This is a genomic window from Streptomyces antnestii, assembly GCF_004005495.1.
Taxonomy (GTDB): domain Bacteria; phylum Actinomycetota; class Actinomycetes; order Streptomycetales; family Streptomycetaceae; genus Streptomyces; species Streptomyces antnestii.
Window position 1 is genome coordinate 41,919 of sequence record NZ_RZYA01000013.1, and the last position, 19,497, is coordinate 61,415.

General features: G+C 71.5%; 18 protein-coding genes. 7 read left to right on the forward strand and 11 right to left on the reverse strand.

Going from position 1 to position 19,497, the window contains the following annotated elements; translation table 11 throughout:
* Positions 1 to 21: 21 nt before the first annotated feature.
* Positions 22 to 1,131 (forward strand): P1 family peptidase, encoded by a 1,110-nt coding sequence (locus EOT10_RS25045; protein ID WP_127830584.1) that lies wholly within the window; start codon positions 22 to 24, stop codon positions 1,129 to 1,131.
* A gap of 136 nt (positions 1,132 to 1,267) precedes the next feature.
* A complete protein-coding gene (locus EOT10_RS25050; protein WP_127830585.1) occupies positions 1,268 to 2,038 on the forward strand; it encodes a DUF6227 family protein in 771 nt (256 codons plus the stop codon).
* 92 nt (positions 2,039 to 2,130) lie between these two features.
* On the opposite strand, the gene EOT10_RS25055 is transcribed toward EOT10_RS25050, so the two are convergent.
* The 6 genes from EOT10_RS25055 to EOT10_RS25080 form a co-directional block, all read right to left on the reverse strand.
* Positions 2,131 to 2,364, reverse strand: coding sequence for a hypothetical protein (locus EOT10_RS25055; protein ID WP_127830586.1), 234 nt, complete (start codon positions 2,362 to 2,364; stop codon positions 2,131 to 2,133).
* A gap of 105 nt (positions 2,365 to 2,469) precedes the next feature.
* Positions 2,470 to 4,554, reverse strand: coding sequence for a PTS fructose transporter subunit IIABC (locus EOT10_RS25060; protein ID WP_127830587.1), 2,085 nt, complete (start codon positions 4,552 to 4,554; stop codon positions 2,470 to 2,472).
* A gap of 131 nt (positions 4,555 to 4,685) precedes the next feature.
* The gene (gene pfkB, locus EOT10_RS25065) at positions 4,686 to 5,633 is read right to left on the reverse strand and encodes a 1-phosphofructokinase (RefSeq protein WP_127830738.1); all 948 of its coding nucleotides are present in this window, start codon (positions 5,631 to 5,633) and stop codon (positions 4,686 to 4,688) included.
* A gap of 53 nt (positions 5,634 to 5,686) precedes the next feature.
* Complete coding sequence (locus tag EOT10_RS25070; protein WP_127830588.1) at positions 5,687 to 6,448, reverse strand: DeoR/GlpR family DNA-binding transcription regulator; 762 nt, start codon at positions 6,446 to 6,448, stop codon at positions 5,687 to 5,689.
* Between the two features lie 209 nt (positions 6,449 to 6,657).
* Entirely contained in the window at positions 6,658 to 7,422 is a 765-nt protein-coding gene (locus EOT10_RS25075) for a glucose 1-dehydrogenase (RefSeq protein WP_127830589.1), read from the reverse strand.
* Between the two features lie 128 nt (positions 7,423 to 7,550).
* Positions 7,551 to 8,231: a TetR family transcriptional regulator gene (locus EOT10_RS25080; protein ID WP_189492053.1), complete on the reverse strand. Its 681-nt coding sequence runs from the start codon at positions 8,229 to 8,231 to the stop codon at positions 7,551 to 7,553.
* A gap of 70 nt (positions 8,232 to 8,301) precedes the next feature.
* Here EOT10_RS25080 and EOT10_RS25085 point away from each other — a divergent pair, with 70 nt between their 5' ends.
* Positions 8,302 to 9,561: an extracellular solute-binding protein gene (locus EOT10_RS25085; protein ID WP_223281179.1), complete on the forward strand. Its 1,260-nt coding sequence runs from the start codon at positions 8,302 to 8,304 to the stop codon at positions 9,559 to 9,561.
* A 64-nt stretch (positions 9,562 to 9,625) separates the two neighbouring features.
* Here the strand turns inward: EOT10_RS25085 and EOT10_RS25090 are convergent, their stop codons facing one another.
* A complete protein-coding gene (locus EOT10_RS25090; protein ID WP_127830590.1) occupies positions 9,626 to 11,134 on the reverse strand; it encodes an MFS transporter in 1,509 nt (502 codons plus the stop codon).
* Between the two features lie 146 nt (positions 11,135 to 11,280).
* Here EOT10_RS25090 and EOT10_RS25095 point away from each other — a divergent pair, with 146 nt between their 5' ends.
* Entirely contained in the window at positions 11,281 to 12,315 is a 1,035-nt protein-coding gene (locus EOT10_RS25095) for a helix-turn-helix transcriptional regulator (RefSeq protein ID WP_127830591.1), read from the forward strand.
* Positions 12,316 to 12,376: 61 nt separating this feature from the next.
* On the opposite strand, the gene EOT10_RS25100 is transcribed toward EOT10_RS25095, so the two are convergent.
* Positions 12,377 to 13,381: a sigma-70 family RNA polymerase sigma factor gene (locus tag EOT10_RS25100; protein ID WP_127830592.1), complete on the reverse strand. Its 1,005-nt coding sequence runs from the start codon at positions 13,379 to 13,381 to the stop codon at positions 12,377 to 12,379.
* Positions 13,382 to 13,584: 203 nt separating this feature from the next.
* Between EOT10_RS25100 and EOT10_RS25105 the strand changes: the two genes are divergently transcribed.
* Positions 13,585 to 14,130, forward strand: a complete 546-nt coding sequence (locus EOT10_RS25105; RefSeq protein ID WP_127830593.1) for a GNAT family N-acetyltransferase — start codon at positions 13,585 to 13,587, stop codon at positions 14,128 to 14,130.
* A gap of 11 nt (positions 14,131 to 14,141) precedes the next feature.
* Here the strand turns inward: EOT10_RS25105 and EOT10_RS25110 are convergent, their stop codons facing one another.
* Positions 14,142 to 14,903 carry a dioxygenase family protein gene (locus tag EOT10_RS25110; protein WP_127830741.1) on the reverse strand — a complete coding sequence of 254 codons (762 nt, stop codon included), beginning with the start codon at positions 14,901 to 14,903 and terminating at the stop codon, positions 14,142 to 14,144.
* 115 nt (positions 14,904 to 15,018) lie between these two features.
* On the opposite strand from EOT10_RS25110, the gene EOT10_RS25115 reads away from it, so the two are divergent.
* Positions 15,019 to 15,582, forward strand: coding sequence for a MarR family winged helix-turn-helix transcriptional regulator (locus tag EOT10_RS25115; protein ID WP_127830594.1), 564 nt, complete (start codon positions 15,019 to 15,021; stop codon positions 15,580 to 15,582).
* Positions 15,583 to 15,642: 60 nt separating this feature from the next.
* Here the strand turns inward: EOT10_RS25115 and EOT10_RS25120 are convergent, their stop codons facing one another.
* On the reverse strand, positions 15,643 to 17,127 hold the full coding sequence (locus EOT10_RS25120; protein WP_127830595.1) for an MFS transporter: 1,485 nt from the start codon (positions 17,125 to 17,127) through the stop codon (positions 15,643 to 15,645).
* 131 nt (positions 17,128 to 17,258) lie between these two features.
* The gene (locus tag EOT10_RS25125; RefSeq protein WP_127830596.1) at positions 17,259 to 17,933 is read right to left on the reverse strand and encodes a TetR/AcrR family transcriptional regulator; all 675 of its coding nucleotides are present in this window, start codon (positions 17,931 to 17,933) and stop codon (positions 17,259 to 17,261) included.
* 264 nt (positions 17,934 to 18,197) lie between these two features.
* On the opposite strand from EOT10_RS25125, the gene EOT10_RS25130 reads away from it, so the two are divergent.
* Complete coding sequence (locus tag EOT10_RS25130; protein ID WP_127830597.1) at positions 18,198 to 19,475, forward strand: M6 family metalloprotease domain-containing protein; 1,278 nt, start codon at positions 18,198 to 18,200, stop codon at positions 19,473 to 19,475.
* Positions 19,476 to 19,497 lie beyond the last annotated feature (22 nt).

A 19,497-nucleotide genomic window follows, 5' to 3' on the forward strand; every position in this document is an offset into this window, starting at 1 on the left:
GGTATCCACGAAAGGATTCAGATGACGACTCCGACGCGCAACGCGCTGACCGATGTCGCCGGCCTGCGGGTCGGTCATGCGACCCGTGCCGGCGGGGGCGGCTGGCTGACCGGGACCACGGTCGTGCTCGCGCCCGAGGGCGGGATGACCGCCGCCGTGGACGTGCGCGGCGGCGGCCCGGGGACGAAGGAGACGGACGCGCTCGACCCGCGCAACGTGGTGCGGCGCATCGACGCGGTGACCCTGACGGGCGGCAGCGCGTACGGGCTCGATGCCGCGTCGGGTGTCATGGCGTGGCTTGAGGAGCAGGGCCGGGGCGTGCGGGTGGGGGCGGGTCCGCGCGAGGTCGTGCCGGTGGTGCCCGCCGCATGCGTCTTCGATCTGGGCCGGGGCGGCGAGTTCCGGGCCAGACCCGACGCGGCGACGGGTCGCGCGGCGGTGGAGGCGGCGGCCGCGGCGGCGCCGGGCTCCCCTGTCGCGGAGGGCTCGGTGGGGGCGGGCACGGGTGCGGTGATCGGCGGGCTCAAGGGCGGTGTGGGCACGGCGAGTACGGTCCTCGACTCGGGTGTGACGGTCGCGGCGCTGGTCGTGGCCAACGCCGTGGGCTCCGCGGTCGATCCGGCGACGGGGGCGCTGTACGGGCGGTTGTTCGCCCCTGAGCCCGCTCGGGACGGCGGCCCGCACCCGTACCCACACCCACACCCACACCCGTATCCGTACCCGTCGCCGGAGACGCACGCGGCGGCGCGGGAGCGGATCGCGCGGGCGCGGCAGGAGACGGCGGAGGCGGTCGGCGGGCCGGCGTCGCCTCCGATGAACACCACGCTCGCGGTCGTCGCGACGGACGCGGTGCTCGGCCGTTCCCAGGCACAGAAGCTCGCGGGCACGTCGCACGACGGGATCGCGCGCGCGGTGCGTCCGGTGCACCTGCTGAACGACGGGGACACGGTGTTCGCCGTGGCGACCGGCGCCCGCCCGCTCGACGAGAAGAACCCCCTCGCGCTGAACGACGTCCTCACGGCGGGCGCGGACGTGGTGACGCGGGCGATCGTGCGGGCGGTGCTGGCGGCGGAGACGGTGCGAGGGCCGGGCGGGACGTTCCTCTCCTATCGGGATCTGTACGGGAGTTGAGGTCAGCTCACCGGGGCGGGCCGCGCGGGAACTTCCCGGGGCGGCCCGTTCGTTTCTGATTTTGAGGACACGATGTCCGACCTAGGGGCTACGGTATGCACCCACAAGGTGACATGTAGCAACGCCGGGAGATGCCTTGAGCGTTCCGTACGACACCGCAGCGTACGAGCCACCCGAGTCGCACGAGTCGCATCAGCCGGACGGCACGCACCAGCCGGATGAGCACCTCGGGCGCCTCCTGGGGAGGGCCCTGAACTCCTTCGAGCTGCCCGACGAGGCCCTCGCCCGCCTCGACTGCGCGCTCGCGTACGACAGTTCGCTGCACTCCGCGCACCACAGCGCGGGCCTGCACCGCGAGACGTACCGGCACACGTGGCTGCTCGCGGACGGCCACGCGCTCACCCTGTGGGAGCTCGTCCACAACACGATGCCCGGCCGGCTGACCCAGCACGAGCTCTACACCACGGAGGAAGATCTCCGCCTGGCGACGGACCGCCTCCCGCTGCCCCCGGAAGCCGCCCCCGACTTCGAGCTGCCGCTCCCCCTCCAGCTCCCGTCGATCCCCGAGCCGCGCCGCAGTTACGCGGCCGACGGCTCGGCGGACCACGCCCGCCGTCTGCTGCGCCGCGCGGAGAACGAGGACGGCCCGGGCCCCGCCGCGGCCCGCCTCCTGCACGCCGCGTGCGCGCACCAGATCACCCAGGCCTTCGGCCGCCCCTGCCTCGGGTTCACGCTGTACGAGCACGCGTTCCTGCTGCACGACGGCAGCGAGGTCAGCCTCTGGGAGATCGAGCACACGGCCACACCGGACGGCCGTCACATGTGCGAGGTGTACGCCACCCAGGACGAGGCCCGCGCGGCGATGGAGCGCCGCGCCACGAACCGCTCACGCCCCAGCTGCGGCTGAGGCGGCGATTCCCGCGGAAAGCGGATGGCGGATGGCAGACAGCGGCTGGTGGCAGTGGCCGGCGGCGGTGGCTAGCGGCTAGCGGCTAGCGGCTAGCGGCGGCCGAACTGCCGTACCAGGCCGGCGAACGCGTCGCACTCGGCCGGTGTCAGCGGCACGGACTCGCGGGCGGGCGGACCGCCCTGGCCCGGCATCGAGGAGAGGGGCCGGCCCGTGCCCCAGGCCACATGGCGGATCAGCCGGACGAGGCCGACGACCCACACCACGGTGACGGCTGCGAGGAACGCCACACCTATCTGCTGAAAGACGGATACGTGCTCAGGCATGGTGCCAGTCAACACCACGGTCCGGGACTTTGGCCCCGGACCGTGACGTATCTCGCATCAACGGACAGTTCCGCCGACTTGTGGTGACTTGCGACTTCCGGACTGTCAGGCGGCCACCGATATCGCCGGCTCCCGCGGCTCACCCGGGACCGCCTCGGCCGCCCCGCCCTCGGGGGCCTGCTTCCGCATCCCCTTCAGGACCACGACCACGGCCGTCGACACACAGACACCGGCGGCGATGGCGATGAGGTACAGGAACGGGTTGCCGATCAGCGGGACCACGAAGATGCCGCCGTGCGGGGCCCGCAGGGTGCAGCCAAAGGCCATCGACAGGGCGCCGGTGACCGCTCCGCCCGCCATCGAGGCGGGGATGACGCGCAGCGGGTCCGCCGCGGCGAACGGGATCGCGCCTTCGCTGATGAACGAGGCGCCGAGCACCCACGCCGCCTTGCCGTTCTCGCGCTCGGTCTTGGTGAAGAGCCGGCCGCGCACGGTGGTCGCGAGGGCCATGGCGAGCGGCGGGACCATGCCCGCGGCCATCACCGCGGCCATGATCTTCATGGCCGAGTCGCTGGGGCTCGCGACCGCGATACCGGCGGTGGCGAACGTGTACGCGACCTTGTTGACCGGGCCGCCGAGGTCGAAGCACATCATCAGGCCGAGCAGCGTGCCGAGCAGGATGGCGTTGGCGCCCGTGAGGCCGTTCAGCCAGTCGGTCATGCCCTTCTGCGCGGAGGCGATGGGCTTGCCGATCACCACGAACATCAGGAACCCGACGATCGCCGCGGAGATCAGTGGGATCACCACCACCGGCATGATGCCGCGCAGCGCCTGCGGGATCCTGACCTTCTGGATCCCGATCACCACACCACCGGCGATGAGACCCGCGGCCAGGCCGCCGAGGAAGCCCGCGTTGATGGTGAGTGCGATCGCTCCGCCGACGAAGCCCGGGACGAGGCCCGGCCGGTCCGCCATGCCGTACGCGATGTAGCCGGCCAGGACCGGGACGAGGAAGCCGAAGGACACGACGCCGATCTGGAAGAACAGCGCGCCCCAGCTGTCCGTCTGCGTCCACAGGAAGTGGTCCATGACGGACGGCGCCTTGTTGATCTTGTAGCCGCCGATCGCGAAGCCGAGGGCGATGAGGAGGCCGCCGGCCGCGACGAACGGGACCATGTAACTGACGCCGCTCATCAGCCACTTGCGCAGCTTGGTGCCGTAGCCCTCGCCCGCGCTGCCTGCGCGCTCCACGGGGGTGCCGGGGGCCGCGGCGGCCGACGTCACCTCGCCCCGGGCCGCCTTCTCGCGGACCTCGCCGATGAGCTCGCCGGGCCGGTTGATGCCGGCCTTCACGCCGACGTCGACGGTGGGCTTCCCGGCGAACCGGTCCTTCTCCCGTACGGGCACGTCGTGCGCGAAGATCACGGCGTCCGCGGCGGCGATCACCTCCGGGGACAGGCGGGTGAAACCGGCCGAGCCCTGCGTCTCGACCGCCACCTCCACGTCGCCCGCGTCCCGGCCCGCCTTCTCCAGGGACTCGGCCGCCATGTAGGTGTGGGCGATGCCGGTGGGACAGGAGGTGACGGCGACGATCTTGAACTTCGCGGCGGGGGCGGGGGCGGGGGCCTCCGGCCCGGGCACGGGCGTGGACGTGGGCGTGGGCTCCTGAACCGACGCCTCCGGCTCGGGCTCCGCGATCGCGGGCTCGGGGGCCTGCGCCTCCGGTTCCGGCGTGGGCTCGGGGGCCGGTTCGTCGCCGCGGATCAGCGCCGCCGTGCCGCCCGCGTCCGTCGCCGAACGCAGCGCCGCCTTGAAGTCCTCGTCCATCAACTGCCGTGCCAGGGACGACAGGATGGTGAGGTGGGCATCGTCCGCGCCGGCCGGCGCGGCGATGAGGAAGATCAGGTCCGCCGGACCGTCGGGCGCACCGAAGTCGATGCCGTCCGCGCTGCGGCCGAAGGCCAGTGTCGGCTCGGTGACGTGCTCGCTGCGGCAGTGCGGGATGCCGATGCCGCCGTCGAGGCCGGTCGGCATCTGCGCCTCGCGGGCCGCGACGTCGGCGAGGAAGCCGTCCAGGTCGGTCACCCGGCCCTGGGCGGCCATCCGCTCGGCGAGGGCGCGGGCCGCCGCCTCTTTGGTGTCGGCGGACAGGTCGAGATCGACCAGTTCCGCGGTGATCATCTCGCTCATCGCGGGCTCCTTAGGCGTATCGCCTGGGTGGCGGGGGCGGGGAGGGTGGGGACGGGGGGGGTTGGGGAGTGGGGCGGGTGCGGGTCCGTGGGGGTTGATCGCGCAGTTCCCCGCGCCCCTTACGGGGCGCGTCATGGCGCCGGCTCCGTCAAGGCTCGGTCGAGCGGGACGTGAGACATGAGCGTGACCGCCTCCAGCGCCAGATCCTGGGGCGTCGGCATCGCGCTGCCCGGGAGTTGGACCGCCGCGGCGCCGTGGGCGACCGCCGAGGCCAGCGCCCGCGGGCCCGTGCCGCCCGCGATGAGGAAGCCGGCCAGGGACGAGTCGCCCGCGCCGACGTTGCTGCGGACGGTGTCGACGGGCGCCGTGGCGAACCAGGCGCCCGAGCCGTCGACGAGCAACTGCCCGTCCGCGCCCAGCGAGGCGAGGACGGCGTGCGCGCCGAGGTCACGCAGCTCCTCCGCCGCCTTGACCGCGTCGCCGACGGTGGCGAGCGGGCGACCGACCGCTTCGGCGAGCTCCTCGGCGTTCGGCTTGACGACGTCGGGGCGTTCACGCAGGGCCGCGAGGAGTGCTGGGCCCGAGGTGTCGAGCGCGATCCGGGCGCCGGCCGCGTGGGCGCGGGCCACCAGTTCGGCGTACCAGGACGGGGCGAGGCCGCGCGGGAGGCTGCCGCAGCAGGCGACCCAGGCGGCGCCGGCGGAGCGCTCGCCGACGACGGAGAGCAGCGACTCGGCTTCCTCGGAGGTGAGTTCGGGGCCCGGCGCGTTGATCTTCGTCAGCGTTCCGTCCGGCTCGGCGACCGCGATGTTGGACCGGGTCTGTCCCGCGACGGGTACGGGGGCGACGCTGATCCCCTGGGCGTCGAGGAGTTCGGCGACCAGGGCGCCGGGCGCGCCGCCGAGCGGCAGCACGGCGAGTGTGGGGGCGCCGGCGGCGGCGACGGCCCGCGAGACGTTGACGCCCTTGCCGCCCGGGTCCATGCGCTCGGCGGTGGCGCGGACGACCTCGCCGCGGTCGAGCGCCGGGACCTCGTAGGTGCGGTCGAGGGACGGGTTGGGGGTGACGGTGAGGATCATGGCGGGGGTGTCTTCCGGTGTCGCTTGCGTGCCGTGGGCCCGGGTCGCGGGGTTCATGCGCGGACCACCTCCGTGCCGCCCTTCTCGATGGCGGCGGCGTCCTCGGGGCTGAGGCCGCTGTCGGTGATCAGCAGGTCCACGTCCGACAGGTCGCCGAAGCGGGCGAAGTGCTCCTGCCCGTACTTGGCGGAGTCCGCGAGCAGGACGACCCGGCGGGCGGCGGCGACGGCCGCACGCTTGACGGCGGCCTCGGCGAGGTCGGGGGTGGTCAGGCCGTGCTCGGCGGAGAAGCCGTTGGCCGCGAGGAAAAGGACGTCGGCGCGGATCTCCCCGTACGCACGCAGCGCCCAGGCGTCGACGGCGGCCCGCGTGCGCTGGCGGACGCGGCCGCCGACGAGGTGCAGCTGGACGCCGGGGTGGTCGGCGAGGCGGGCCGCGGTGGGCAGCGCGTGGGTGACGACGGTGAGCGCCGAGTCCAGGGGCAGCGACGCGGCGAGGCGGGCGACGGTGGTGCCCGCGTCGAGGATCACGGTGCCGTCGTCGGGGAGCTCGGCGAGCGCGAGCCGGGCGATGCGGTCCTTCTCGTCGGCCGCGGTGCCCTCGCGCTCGGTGACGTCGGGCTCGAAGTCGAGGCGCCCGGCCGGTATGGCACCGCCGTGCACGCGCCGTACGAGACCGGCCCGGTCCAGGGCCTTCAGGTCGCGCCGGATGGTCTCGGCGGTGACCTGGAACTCCTCGGCCAGGGACAGCACGTCCACTCGTCCGCTGTCACGCGCGAGACGGAGGATCTCCTGCTGCCGCTCCGGTGCGTACATGTCCGTTTGCCTCCGAACCTCTTGCCCGATCGTGCCCGAGTCTGTGGTTTCTCTTCGAGGCTACGACTGGATTTCCAGAAAGTAAACAGGTTCGGGCACACGACAGACACAAACGGGCTTCTGCCCGTCGCCGGGTCTGCAGACACGGCAAACGGGCCCGGTCCTCCCCGCGGAGAACCGGGCCCGTCAGAGGGGCTGTACCGATGCGCCTACTGGCCCATGACGTACTTGATCGTCGGGCCGGTGGTCCAGCCGCCGTCCACGGCGAGCTCGGCGCCGGTCACGTACGAGGAGTCGTCCGAGAGCAGGAACACGACGGCCTTGGCGATCTCGTCCGCCTCGCCGACGCGGCCCATCGGGGTGTTCGGGTAGTTCCCGTCACCCCGCTGGATGCCGACCTGGGCGGTCATCGGGGTGTACGTCATGCCGGGGTGCACGGAGTTCACGCGGATCTTGGCCGTGCCCTGCTCGACCGCGGCGACCTTGGTCAGGCCGCGTACGGCCCACTTGGAGGCGCCGTAGGAGCTGGTCATGGCGAGGCCCATCAGGCCGGCGGCGGAGGAGATGTTGACGATCGAGCCGCCGCCGCTGTCCTTCATCGCGTTGATGGCCGTCTTCATGCCGATGAAGACGCCGGTGAGGTTGATGTCGATGACCTTGCGGAAGTGCTCGACCGACTCCGTCTCCAGGGGCATGCCGGTGGAGATGCCCGCGTTGTTGACCAGCCCGTCGAACCCGCCGAACTCGGCGACGGCGAACGCGGCGACGGCCGCCCAGTCCTCCTCCGACGTCACGTCGTGGCGCACGAAGCGGGCGCGCTCGCCGAGGTCGGCGGCGAGGGCCTTGCCCTCGTCCTCCAGGACGTCGGTGACGACGACGTTCGCACCGGCCTCGACGGCGAAGCGCGCGACCTCGGCGCCGATACCGCGGGCTCCGCCGGTGATGAGGACGGTCTTGCCGGTGAGGTTGTTCATGACGGGCTCCTGAAGAAGTCGGGGGTGGGACAAGGGGGTTCGGGGCGGTTCGGGGTTGCTCAGGGTGGTCCTGTGGGGTCCGAAAGGGTTCGAGGGCCGCGGGGGTCGGGCGGTCGGCCTACGTCGGCCTACGTCGGCGCCCACGAGAAGTCGCCCAGCGACGCGAGGCAGCGCGTGGCGAGTGCCGCGGGTCCGAGTTCGCCGGCGGCCGGGGCGTCGCTCGCCGCCCAGGTCTCCACACCGACGCGCACGGCGGTACTCGCGACACCGGCGGCCATGCGCAGGGCGAGCGGTACGGGCGTCAGCGGGGCGTCCGCGCCACCGGCCTCCGCCGCCCGCTCCCCTGCCCGCTCCTCCGCCCGCTCCCCGACCCGCTCCTCCAGCACCGCCAGAAGCGTGGCCTCGGAGGCGTGGCAGGCGCTGCCCCACACCGCCTGGAGCGCCGGGCTCTCCGCCGCCATGCGCAGCAGGGACCTGATCCACTCCAGGGATTCGGCGTTGGCCGTGAGCGCCTCGGCGACCGCGTGCCGCAGCGCGTCGGGCACGGACAGGTCCGCCGGGGCACTGCGCACGGCCTCCGCCCACATCTGGGCGCCCGCGGCGAAGAGCGGTGCGACGGCTTCCTCTTTGGTGGGGAAGTAACGGTAGAAGGTGCGCGGTGCGACTCCGGCGGCGCGGGCGATGTCCTCGGCGCGGGTGGCGCGCAGACCGTCCGCCACGAAGAGGGCCGCGGCGGTGCGGGCGATGTCCAGGCGGGTGGCGGCCTTGCGTCGCTCCGTCAGCGTCTCAGTCGTCGAGATTCCGGCCATAAAGTCATGGTATGCCTATGTGGCAGAATCTGCCACTGATCCGGTGTTCGACCAAGGGTGGGCGAGAGCAGTGCGGCGGCGACGTTTCCTTCTTCAGACGGCCGGGCTCACCGGCGCCGCGGCCTACGGGCTCAGCGGCTGCGGTTCCGGTTCGTCGAAGACCTCGCTCCACCTCATGGTGGGCAGCTACGACAAGACCGTCGGCTCGAAGATCGGCGACGACTGGGGCACCGTCGCCAAGGACTACCAAAAGGTCAATCCGGACGTCGAGATCCATGTCGAGCGGATCCCGTACCTCAAGCTCGACAAGGCGATCGCCGACCGCGTGAAGGCGGGCAAGGCCCCGGACATCGCCCAGTCCAACTACTTCGCGACGTACGCCGAGGCGGGCAAGCTCTACCCGGTGTCCGAACTGTTCGACATCCCGACCCAGGCCGACTTCATCCAGTCGTTCGCCCAGGCCGGCGTCTCCCACTACGTCCAGTACGGCATCCCGGTCCTGGCCAGCACCCCGCGCCTCTTCTACAACACGAGGCTCTTCAAAGCGGCCGGTGTCTCCGCGCCCACCTCCTGGGACGAACTGCGCACCGCCGCACAGGCGTTGAAGCGGATCGGCGTACCGACGCCCTACGGCCTCCAGCTCGGCCCCGAGGCCGCCGAGGACGAGGCCCTCTCGTGGCTCCTCGCGGGCGGCGGCACGTACGCGGGCGTCACCGGCTACGAGTTCGCCACCCCCAGCAACATCGCGACGCTGACGTGGCTGCGCGACAATCTCGTCGCCGACGGCCTGGCCGGCTCCGCCCCGCACCGCCTGTCCCGGACGCCGGCGTACGCGCAGTTCATGCGCGGCCAGATCGGCATGATGCTCGCGCACCCCGTCCTGCTGCCCGCCCTCGAACAGACGAAGTTCCCGTACGCGCATGCCGCCTTCCCCATGAAGGGAGGGGGCGAGGCGCCGCCGCTCGGCCTCAACGGCTGGATGCTCGCGTTCAACCAGAACGGTCACAAGAAGGCCTGCGGTGACTTCCTGACGTACCTGTACAAGAAGAAGACGTCGGTCGCGTACAGCGGCGGGGCGGCGGCGCTGCCCGTGACGGCGTCGGCGTCGGACACCCTGCGCTCCGATCCGGCCCGGCGCCCGCTGTGGAAGTTCATCGACCAGATGCCGAAGGCCGAGTTCCAGCCGGCGAACCTGGCGTCCTGGCCCGAGGTGCAGACCGCCATCCGAACGGACATCGGCAAGGCGGTGGTGCGCGGCGGCGACCCGCGCGGCGTCCTCGCGTCCCTGGACACGGAGGCGAGCCGCGCGGAGATCCACGCGGCGAGGTGAACGACGCGTGGGCGGGCCCCCGCGCCGCAGCGCGAGAGCCCGCCCACCCGGAGTAACGCAGGCCCTAGACCAGTTCGGATTCCTTCTCCGTGCCCTTTGCGACCGGAGGGGCCTCCGCGTCCTGCGCGCCCCCCTCGACGTGCTGGGCGGGCCGGGCCGGCAGCGCGAACATCAGCAGGAAGATCGCGCCGAGCACCGCGACGACCCACCACAGCGAGTCGCGGAACGCGTCCGTGAACGCCTGCCCGACCGCGGCCGGTACGAGGTGGTCGCCGATCGCCCCGAAGAAGACGACGGAGACCAGGCCGAGGCCGAGCGCCGTACCCATCTGCTGCACGGTGTTGATCAGTCCGGACGCCGAACCCGCGTGCTCCTTCGGCACCTCGGACAGCACCGCGTCGGTCAGCGGGGCCACGATGAGGCCCATGCCGGCGCCCATCACGACGAGCGGCAGCGCCATCTGCAACGAGTTGATCCCGGCGCCGTAGTGCCCGGCCTCCCAGATGTAGATCAGCAGCCCGGCGATCATCGCCAGCGCTCCGGCCTGGAGCACCTTGCGGCCGAACCGCGGCACCAGCTTCTGTACGGAGATCCCCGCCGCCGCCGAGACCGCGATGGAGAACGGGATCCCGGTCAGGCCCGCGTGCAGGGCCGTCCAGTGCAGGCCCACCTGCATGTACATGGTCCAGACCAGGAAGAAGATGCCGAGCGCGACACCGAAGACGACCTGGACGGCGATGCCGGCCGCGAAGCTCTTCACCTTGAACAGCGACAGCTCGATCAGCGGCGAACCGTCACGCCGCGCCTTGTACTTCTCGTAGGCGACGAGCGCGCCGAAGACGAGGACGCTGCTCGCCATCACGAGGTGACCCCACAGCGGCCAGCCCAGCTCACGGCCGCGCGTCAGCGGGTAGATCAGCATGAGCAGGCCGAGCGTGACCAGGACGACGCCCACGAGGTCGAGCTTGAGGGCGCGCGGCGCCTTGGACTCGCTGATGAACGCGCGGCCGAGCAGCAGTCCCGCGATGCCGACGGGCAGGTTGATCAGGAAGATCGGGCGCCATTCGAGGCCGAACAGGTTCCACTCGGTGAGCAGCGCGCCGAGCACAGGGCCCGACACGGCGCCCAGGCCGACGATCATGCCGAACATGCCGAAGACCTTGCCGCGCTCCTCCGCCGGGAAGGTGGCGTGCACGATCGAGAGGACCTGCGGCACCATCATCGCGGCCATGCCGCCCTGGAGGATGCGCGAGGCGACAAGCACCTCGGGGTTCGCGGCGAAGCCGCACAGCGCCGAGGCGAGCGTGAAACCGGCGATACCGATGAGGAAGAGCCGCTTGCGGCCGTAGATGTCGCCGAGCCGCCCGCCGGTGATCAGGCCCGCGGCGAACGCGAGTGCGTATCCAGCGGTGATCCACTGGATCTGGCTTACGGTGGCGCCCGCGTCGCGCTGGATCGACGGGATCGCGACGTTGACGATCGTCACGTCGACGAGGTCCATGAAAGCGGCCGTCATCACGATGGCCAGGGCGAACCAGCGTCGCCTGTCGGGGGTGGTCACGGGTGAAGTCATACGGTGAGACTAGAAGGCATATAGGTCAGCCTGTGTCCTAGATCGCGCGCATGCTGGGCCGCGTCGATAACAACTGCGCCGCGATACGAGTACGGCGCGATACGCGTCTCGAACGGCGCGATTCGCGAAACGAGAGGGGACGCACCATGACCACCGACACCCCGGCCCGGCTGCTCCAGCTGCTCTCCCTGCTCCAGACCCCGCGCGAGTGGCCCGGCGGTGAACTCGCCGGCCGCCTCGGCGTCTCGCGGCGGACCGTGCGCCGCGACGTGGACCGGCTGCGCGACCTCGGCTATCCCGTGCAGGCGTCGATGGGCGCGGACGGCGGCTACCGCCTCGTCGCGGGCAAGGCGCTGCCCCCGCTCGTCCTGGACGACGAGGAAGCGGTGGCCATCGCGGTCGGCCTGCGGGCCGGTGCCGGGCACGCCGTCGAGGGGGTCGAGGAGGCGTCCGTACGGGCGCTCGCCAAGCTGGAACAGGTGCTGCCCTCGCGCCTGCGGCACCGGGTCGCCACGCTGCAGGCCGCGACGATGCCGCTGACCAGCGGGGACGGGGCGTCCATCGCGACGGAGACGCTCACGGTCCTCGCGTCTGCGACGGCGGGGCAGGAGCGGCTGCGGTTCCGCTACCGCTCGGGCGACGGCACGGAGTCCCGGCGGCTCACGGAGCCGTACCGGATGGTGTCGACGGGGCGGCGCTGGTATCTCGTGGCGTACGACATAGACCGCGACGACTGGCGCACGTTCCGCGTGGACCGGGTCACGGAGCCGTTCGCCACGGGTGCGCGGTTCGTGCCGCGGGAGCTGCCGACGGGGGACGCGGCGGAGTACCTCCGGCGGTCCATGTCGGGGCGCGGGCGGCCCTCGTACGACATCGACGTGACGTTCGACGCCCCGGCGGAATTCGTGGCGGCGCGACTGCCTTCGGCGCTCGGCGCACCGGTGGCCGAGCCCGACGGCCGGTGCCGGCTACGCGCCGCCGCGTCCGACTCCGTCGAGTGGCTGGCGCTACGGCTCGCCATGGTGGACTGCGAGTTCACGGCACACGGCCCGGATGAACTGGTCGACTACATAAGGGAGTTGGGTGCACGCCTAAACAGAGCGACGCAACCCGCTTCATCCAGCGGGGCCGGCACCCCATTCAGCCCGTCCGGCACCTCATCCAGCCCGTCCGGCGTTTGAGGACAAGGGACGCCGGGGGGTCTGGGGGCAGCGCCCCCAGAAACCACGCCCCGGACCACCCTTACGCCGCCGCGTCGAACCCGGTGTCCCGCGCCAGCTTCTTCAGCTCAAGAAGAGCGTGCTTCTCGATCTGCCGGATCCGCTCGCGCGTGAGCCCGTGCTCCTTGCCGACCTCCGTGAGCGTCCGCTCACGCCCGTCGTCGATCCCGTACCGCATCTTGATGATGGACGCCGTCCGCTGGTCGAGGCGCCCGATGAGGTCGTCCAGCTCCTCGCTGCGCAGCAGCGTGAGGACGGACTGCTCGGGCGACACGGCGGACGTGTCCTCCAGGAGGTCACCGAACTGGGTCTCGCCCTCGTCGTCGACCGGCATGTTCAGCGAGACCGGGTCGCGGGCCCAGTCCAGGACGTCGACGACGCGCTCGGGCTTGGTGTCGAGCTCGGCGGCGACCTCCTCGGGACCGGGGTCCCTGCCGTTCTTCTTGTTGAACTCGCGCTGGACGCGGCGGATGCGGCCCAGCTCCTCCACCAGGTGGACGGGGAGCCGGATCGTGCGCGACTGGTCGGCTATCGACCGCGTGATGGCCTGACGGATCCACCACGTCGCGTACGTGGAGAACTTGAAGCCCTTGCGGTAGTCGAACTTCTCGACCGCGCGCACCAGGCCCGCGTTCCCCTCCTGGATGAGGTCGAGCAGGGGGAGTCCGCTCCTCGGGTAACGGCGTGCGACGGCCACGACCAGGCGCAGGTTGGACTTGATGAAGATGTCCTTGGCCCGCTCGCTCTCGGCGACGAGCGCCTCGAGCTCCTCGCGGGACGCGCCGTCCGCGGCCTTGCTCTCTGCCTCACCGTCGAGGATCTGCCGGGCGTACACACCCGCCTCGATGGCCTGTGACAGTTCGACTTCCCTGGCGGCGTCGAGCAGCGGTGTACGCGCGATCTCGTCGAGGTACATGCCGACCAGGTCGCGGTCGGCGATCTCGCCGCCTACGGCGCGAACACTGCGTGCGCCGTCGGTCTCGCCGGGGGCGGCGGACTTACGACGGGCGACGGCACGGGTTGCCATGCGTGCTCCCTTGCGATGGTGGGCGGGGGCCTGCGGTGGACAGGTCCTGTGGTCCTGTGGTGTCCCGGACACCCTCCCGGGTGCCCTGCATCCGATGGAAACAACGACTGGAATCCGGACAGAATTCCCAAGCCGACCATCGATTTTCGTGATCATGCAGTACCCTGTGCCGCCATCGGCCGGATACGGAGAGGTCCGCACGGGTGACGGAGTCCGCAGAAGTGCAGGTCAGGCCGGGAGCCGAGGACGATCTCGACACGCTCACCGCCATCTACAACCACTATGTCCGTGAGACGCCGGTCACCTTTGACACGGACGTCTTCACCCCGCGGGAGCGCCGTCCCTGGCTGCTCTCCCACCCTGAAGACGGCCGGCACCGGCTGCTGGTTGCCCAGGAGCGCGATTCCGGCCGGATCCTCGGCTACGCGACCTCGGGCCCCTTCCGCGCCAAGGCCGCCTACGCCACCTCGGTAGAGGTCAGCGTCTACTGCGCGCCCGACGCGGGCGGCCGGGGCATCGGCACCCTGCTCTACAAGGCGCTCTTCGAGGCGCTCGCGGGAGAGGACGTCCACCGCGCGTACGCGGGGATCACACAGCCGAACGAGGCCTCGGCGCGCCTGCACGCCCGCTTCGGCTTCACGCACGTGGGCACGTACCGCGAGGTCGGCCGGAAGTTCGGCCGCTACTGGGACGTGGCCTGGTACGAGAAGCCACTGGGCACCGGTACCGCCACCAGCACCAGCACCTAGCCGAACTGCGCCTAGCCGAACTGCACCGACCGCTTCGCCAGCCCCATCCAGAACCCGTCGATGACGCTGCGCTGCGCGTCCAGCTCGCCGCCCGCGTCCGCCGCGCCCATCGCCACGAACAGCGGCGCGAAATGCTCGGTGCGCGGGTGGGCGAGCTGCCCCGCCGGGGACTTGTGGGTGAAGTCGAGGAGGGCGTCGACGTCACCGCTCTCCAGGGCCCGGTGCCCCCAGTCGTCGAACTCGGACGACCAGGCCGGGATGCCGCCCTGCCGCAGCGCGGCGAGGTTGTGCGTGAAGAAGCCGGAGCCGACGATCAGGACGCCCTCGTCCCGCAGCGGTGCGAGCTTGCGCCCGATGTCCATCAGCTTCTGCGGGTCGAGCGTCGGCATGGAGATCTGCAGGACCGGGATGTCGGCGCCGGGATACATCTCGACGAGCGGCACGTACGCGCCGTGGTCGAGGCCGCGGTCCGGGATGTCCTGCACGGGAGTGCCGGGGCCGCGCAGCAGCTTGCGTACGGAATCGGCCAGTTCGGGGGCGCCGGGGGCCTCGTAGCGCACCTGGTAGTAGTGCTCGGGGAAGCCCCAGAAGTCGTAGACGAGCGGCACGGTCTCGGTGGCGCCGAGGGCGAGCGGGGCCTCCTCCCAGTGCGCGGAGACCATCAGGATCGCCCGGGGGCGCGGCAGGTCGGCCGACCACTCGGCGAGCTGGCCGGTCCACAGGGCGTCGTCGGCGAGCGGCGGCGCACCGTGGCTGAGGTAGAGGGCGGGCATACGCATGGCGACGCTCATGGCGACACTCCCAGAATTACTTGAAGTCTCAAGCTGTACTGACAGAGTAGTACCCGATTGTTTAATCTTCAAGAAGGAGGTGCGTACAGTGGAATCCATGACGACGGCACCCACCGAGGCAGCCCGGACCCAGGCGGCCAAGACCCAGGCAGCCAGGACCGAGGCAGCCAGGACCCAGGCCCCGCACTGGCTCACGGACGAGGAACAGCGCACCTGGCTCGCGTACCGCCATGCCTCCACGCTGCTCGAGGACCACCTCGACCGGCAACTCCAGCGGGACGCGGGCATGCCGCACATCTACTACGGGCTGCTCGTCCAGCTCGCCGAGGCGCCCCGCCGGCGGCTGCGGATGACCGAGCTGGCCATGCACGCGAAGATCACCCGCTCCCGCCTCTCGCACGCGATCGCCCGCCTGGAGAAGAACGGCTGGGTGCGCCGCGAGGACTGCCCCTCCGACAAGCGCGGCCAGCTGGCCTGCCTCACCGACGAGGGGTACGAGGTCCTGACGCGGACCGCGCCCGGCCATGTCGCCGCCGTCCGGCAGGCCCTCTTCGACCGTCTCTCCCCGGAACAGCAGAAGTCCCTCGGCGAGATCATGAGGATCGTCGCCGAGGGACTTCAGCCGAAGGAGGCGGGCGCGGACCTGCCCTGGCTCCGGTAGCGCCCCGCGTCTTCTACGGGGTCAGTGCACGTCCTACGGGTCAGTGCACGTCCTACGGGGTCAGTGCGCGACCACCGGGATCTGCACCTCGTCCTCGGCGCCCTCCGTGGAACCGGAGGCCGTCGGGGCCGCGCTGCCCGGGACACCCGTGTTGATCAGGGTGAGGGCGATCGTGGCCGCCGCGGCGAGGATGCCGACGGCCCACCAGATGGCGTGGGTGTAGCCGTTCACCATGGCCTGCGCCTGGAGGAGCTTGGCGTTGGTGGCGCCGGCCGCGTGCGCGGCGACGTAGGCGGTGGTCGCGGACGCGGCGATCGTGTTCAGGAGGGCGGTGCCGATCGCGCCGCCGACCTGCTGCGAGGTGTTGACCATCGCGGAGGCGACGCCGGCGTCACGCGGCTGCACCCCGTGCGTGGCCAGCGACATGGCGGGCATGAACGCCGTACCCATACCGAGGCCGAGCAGCAGCTGCGCGGGCAGGATCAGGGCCGGGTACGACGAGTTGATCTCCAGCTGGGTCAGGAGCAGCATGCCGAGCGCGGCGACCAGGAAGCCGGGGCCCATGAGCAGCCGCGGGCGGACCCGGGTCATCAGACGGGCGCCGATCTGCGTGGAGCCCGTGATCATGCCGACGATCATCGGCAGGAACGCGAAGCCGGTGGTCACCGGCGAGTAGCCGCGTACGACCTGGAGGTAGTACGTGAGGAAGAGGAACAGGCCGAACATCGCGATGACGGCGAGGCCGAGCGAGAGGTAGACGCCGCCGCGGTTGCGGTCGAGCAGGACGCGCAGCGGGAGCAGCGGCGAGCGGACCTTGGACTCGGTGAAGACGAACGCGAGCAGCAGCACCGCGGAGGCCACGAACATGCCGACCGTCACCGCGTCGGACCAGCCGTCGGACTCGGCGCGCGTGAAGCCGTAGACCAGGGAGACCAGGCCGAGGGTCGACAGGACGACGCCCGGGATGTCGAGCGACGAGCGGTTGCGGGAACCGGCCGGCTCACGGATGACGAAGTAGGCGCCCGCGGCCGCGATGACCGCGAACGGGATGTTCACGAAGAACGTCCAGCGCCAGTTCAGGTACTCGGTGAGGAAGCCGCCGAGGATCAGGCCGACGGCGCCGCCGCCACCCGCGATCGCACCGTAGATGCCGAAGGCCTTGGCGCGCTCCTTGGCGTCGGTGAACGTCACCGCGAGCAGGGAGAGCGCGGCGGGCGCGAGCAGCGCGCCGAACATGCCCTGCAGGGCGCGGGCGCCGAGCATCATCGCCTCACCCTGGGCCGCGCCGCCGAGCGCGGACGCGAGGGCGAAGCCGACCAGTCCGGTGACGAAGGTCCGCTTACGGCCCCACAGGTCGGCGATCCGGCCGCCGAACAGAAGCAGTCCGCCGAAGGCCAGCGCGTAGGCCGTGATGACCCACTGCTTGTTGCCGTCGGAGATGCCGAGGTCGTGCTGGGCCCACGGCAGCGCGATGTTCACGATGGTCGCGTCGAGCACGACCATCAGCTGGGCGAGCGCGATGAAGACGAGCGCTTTCCAGCGCATGGCGTCTGCCTGGGGCAGACCTGTTTTTGGCAAGGGGGTAGCCACGAGGGGACTCCAAGTCTCAAATAAGCGTGAAATATCGGGTGTTACGGAAGCGATGAGGGCCCCGCGCGCCGGCGGGGCGGGATGACTCAGGCCTGCCGGAGGTCCTCCAGAGTCGCGGGCTCACCCGGGAGCTCCGAGCGGGCCGGTGTCATGAGGCCGTCCAGGAACAGCTGCAGATGGCGGTGGACGAAGCGGTCGATGTCCAGGCAGGCGATGCCGGGCAGCGGCCTGGTGAGCTGGGAGAGGGCGACCATCAGGTCCCCGGCGGCGATGTCGGCGCGCAGCTTCCCGGCCGCGCGGGCCCGCTCCATGACACCCTCGGTGCCGGCCTCCAGGCGGTCGCGGGCGGCCAACAGGTCGGGGTGATCCTTGTCGAAGCCGGACGAGAGCATCGGGCACAGGGCGCCGATCCGTTCGTCGGCGGCCGCGTGCACGAACGTACGCAGGGCGCCGAAGGAGGCGTCCGGGTCGGCGTCCGCGACGGCGATCGCGTGTTCGGCGTGGGCGATGACGCTGTCCATGACGGAGAGGACGACGTGCCGGAGCAGTTCGGCGCGGTCGGCGAAGTGCCGGTAGACGGTGGCGTTGCCGACGCCCGCCCGGCGGGCGATCTCGTCCATCGGGACCTCTGCGCCGTGTTCGACGACCATCTCGCGGGCCGCGGCGACGATCCGCTCCCTGTTGCGCAGCGCGTCGGCGCGCGGCTTGGGCACGCGGCGCGGGTGCGTGGCGGGGGCGTGGGCCGAGGCGGCGGCACTCATGGGTCTTGCTCCTTCCGGCGGGCGTTCCGACGATTCTCCGGCGTCCTTCCGATCCGGGGAGCGAGTCCCCGTTTCATCCGGACACCTGGCTAAACGGGGAATGCCTCCCCGGTTATTTCCCGGCCCTTTTGTGACCTGCGTCACATTCTCGAAAACCCCACGATCGGCGCACCCAGCGAGCGGCCCCGCACACCCCGTCACAGGGTGATCGAAACGGCGCGGCCCGCTCTCGGTGCCGCCGGGGACCGAGGGTGAGGCGATCTCATGCGGCAACGCATACGCAGGGCCCGGCGCAGCGCGGGGCTCGCCGGGCTCGCCGCCGTGGCCCTCGCCGTCAGCACCTCGGCGAGCACGGGCCGCTTCATGGCGGAGTCCCCGTCCCCGGGCGGCGCGGGCCCCGTATCGCTGTCCCGGTCGACCGCGCTCAGCCCCTGCATGATCCGGGGCAAGCTCGGCGTACAGATGTCGGAGGGCGTGCCCACCCAGCCCGGCTACGCCCGCTCCACGGGCACCGTCCACGCCCTGTCTCTCATGGTCGACTTCCCCGACGCCCCCGGCCGGGGCAGCGCGCACGACCGCCTCGCCGAGTTCTTCCCGCAGACCCAGGCGTGGTTCCGCACCGCCTCGTACGGGAAGCTCGACTACCGCCCCGAGGCGCCGATCAGCCACTGGCTGCGCATGCCGAAGCCGTTCTCCGCGTACGGCATAGAGCGCGGCGCGCCCTTCGACCCCGGCTACCGCGACCTCGTCGACGACATCGTGGCGAAGGCCGACCCCGACGTGGACTTCCGCGACTACGACCTGGTCAACATCCTGGTCACCCCGAACGCGGGCCCCTCGGCCCTGGACACCGTGCTGTCCGTGACGTTCGCCGGCAACCACGAGGCGCCGGTCGCGGACGGAGTCCCGATCTCCAACGCCTCGTTCGTCTACAGCCGCCAGGACGACGGCTCCGGCTCGTACGCCGAGACCGGCTACCGCGTCCTGCCCCACGAGAACGGCCACACCTTCGGCCTGCCCGACCTCTACACCCAGGACGGCGGCGGCGCCGTCGGCCACTGGGACATCATGAGCGAGGACTGGGGCGCCAACAACGACATGCTCGGCTGGCACAAGTGGAAGCTGGGCTGGCTCGGGAACGACCAGGTCAGCTGCGCGTCGGCGAGCGGCACGACCGAGCACACCCTGTCCCCGCTCGGCCGCGCCGGCGGCACGAAGCTCGTGTTCGTCCCGCTCACGGCGAAGACCGGTTACGCGATCGAGGTCCGCACCCACGAGGGCAACGACGAGGCCGTGTGCCGCCCCGGCGTCCTCGTCTACAAGGTCGACGCCGGTGTCGACACCGGGCACGGCCCCATCACCGTCGAGGACGCCACCCGGAACAGCGGCGGCTGCACCCGCAGCCCGAACGTGCACGCGGAGCTCTCCGACGCGCCCTTCACCCCGGGCCAGACCTTCAAGGACCCCAGGACGGGCGTGCGGATCAAGGTCACGGGCGCGGACCCGAACGGGGACTACCGGGTGCTGGTCACCCGGAAATAGCCGGCGGGTACCGGGTGCTGGT

Coding starts and splice junctions, on each gene's coding strand:
- EOT10_RS25090 (WP_127830590.1), bottom strand. CDS start 11,134: ATGACTTCACCCGTGACCACCCCCGACAGGCGACGCTGGTTCGCCCTG.
- EOT10_RS25120 (WP_127830595.1), bottom strand. CDS start 17,127: ATGCGCTGGAAAGCGCTCGTCTTCATCGCGCTCGCCCAGCTGATGGTC.
- EOT10_RS25130 (WP_127830597.1), top strand. CDS start 18,198: ATGCGGCAACGCATACGCAGGGCCCGGCGCAGCGCGGGGCTCGCCGGG.
- EOT10_RS25095 (WP_127830591.1), top strand. CDS start 11,281: ATGACCACCGACACCCCGGCCCGGCTGCTCCAGCTGCTCTCCCTGCTC.
- EOT10_RS25100 (WP_127830592.1), bottom strand. CDS start 13,381: ATGGCAACCCGTGCCGTCGCCCGTCGTAAGTCCGCCGCCCCCGGCGAG.
- EOT10_RS25075 (WP_127830589.1), bottom strand. CDS start 7,422: ATGAACAACCTCACCGGCAAGACCGTCCTCATCACCGGCGGAGCCCGC.
- EOT10_RS25080 (WP_189492053.1), bottom strand. CDS start 8,231: ATGGCCGGAATCTCGACGACTGAGACGCTGACGGAGCGACGCAAGGCC.
- EOT10_RS25125 (WP_127830596.1), bottom strand. CDS start 17,933: ATGAGTGCCGCCGCCTCGGCCCACGCCCCCGCCACGCACCCGCGCCGC.
- pfkB (WP_127830738.1), bottom strand. CDS start 5,633: ATGATCCTCACCGTCACCCCCAACCCGTCCCTCGACCGCACCTACGAG.
- EOT10_RS25070 (WP_127830588.1), bottom strand. CDS start 6,448: ATGTACGCACCGGAGCGGCAGCAGGAGATCCTCCGTCTCGCGCGTGAC.
- EOT10_RS25055 (WP_127830586.1), bottom strand. CDS start 2,364: ATGCCTGAGCACGTATCCGTCTTTCAGCAGATAGGTGTGGCGTTCCTC.
- EOT10_RS25045 (WP_127830584.1), top strand. CDS start 22: ATGACGACTCCGACGCGCAACGCGCTGACCGATGTCGCCGGCCTGCGG.
- EOT10_RS25060 (WP_127830587.1), bottom strand. CDS start 4,554: ATGAGCGAGATGATCACCGCGGAACTGGTCGATCTCGACCTGTCCGCC.
- EOT10_RS25110 (WP_127830741.1), bottom strand. CDS start 14,903: ATGCCCGCCCTCTACCTCAGCCACGGTGCGCCGCCGCTCGCCGACGAC.
- EOT10_RS25115 (WP_127830594.1), top strand. CDS start 15,019: ATGACGACGGCACCCACCGAGGCAGCCCGGACCCAGGCGGCCAAGACC.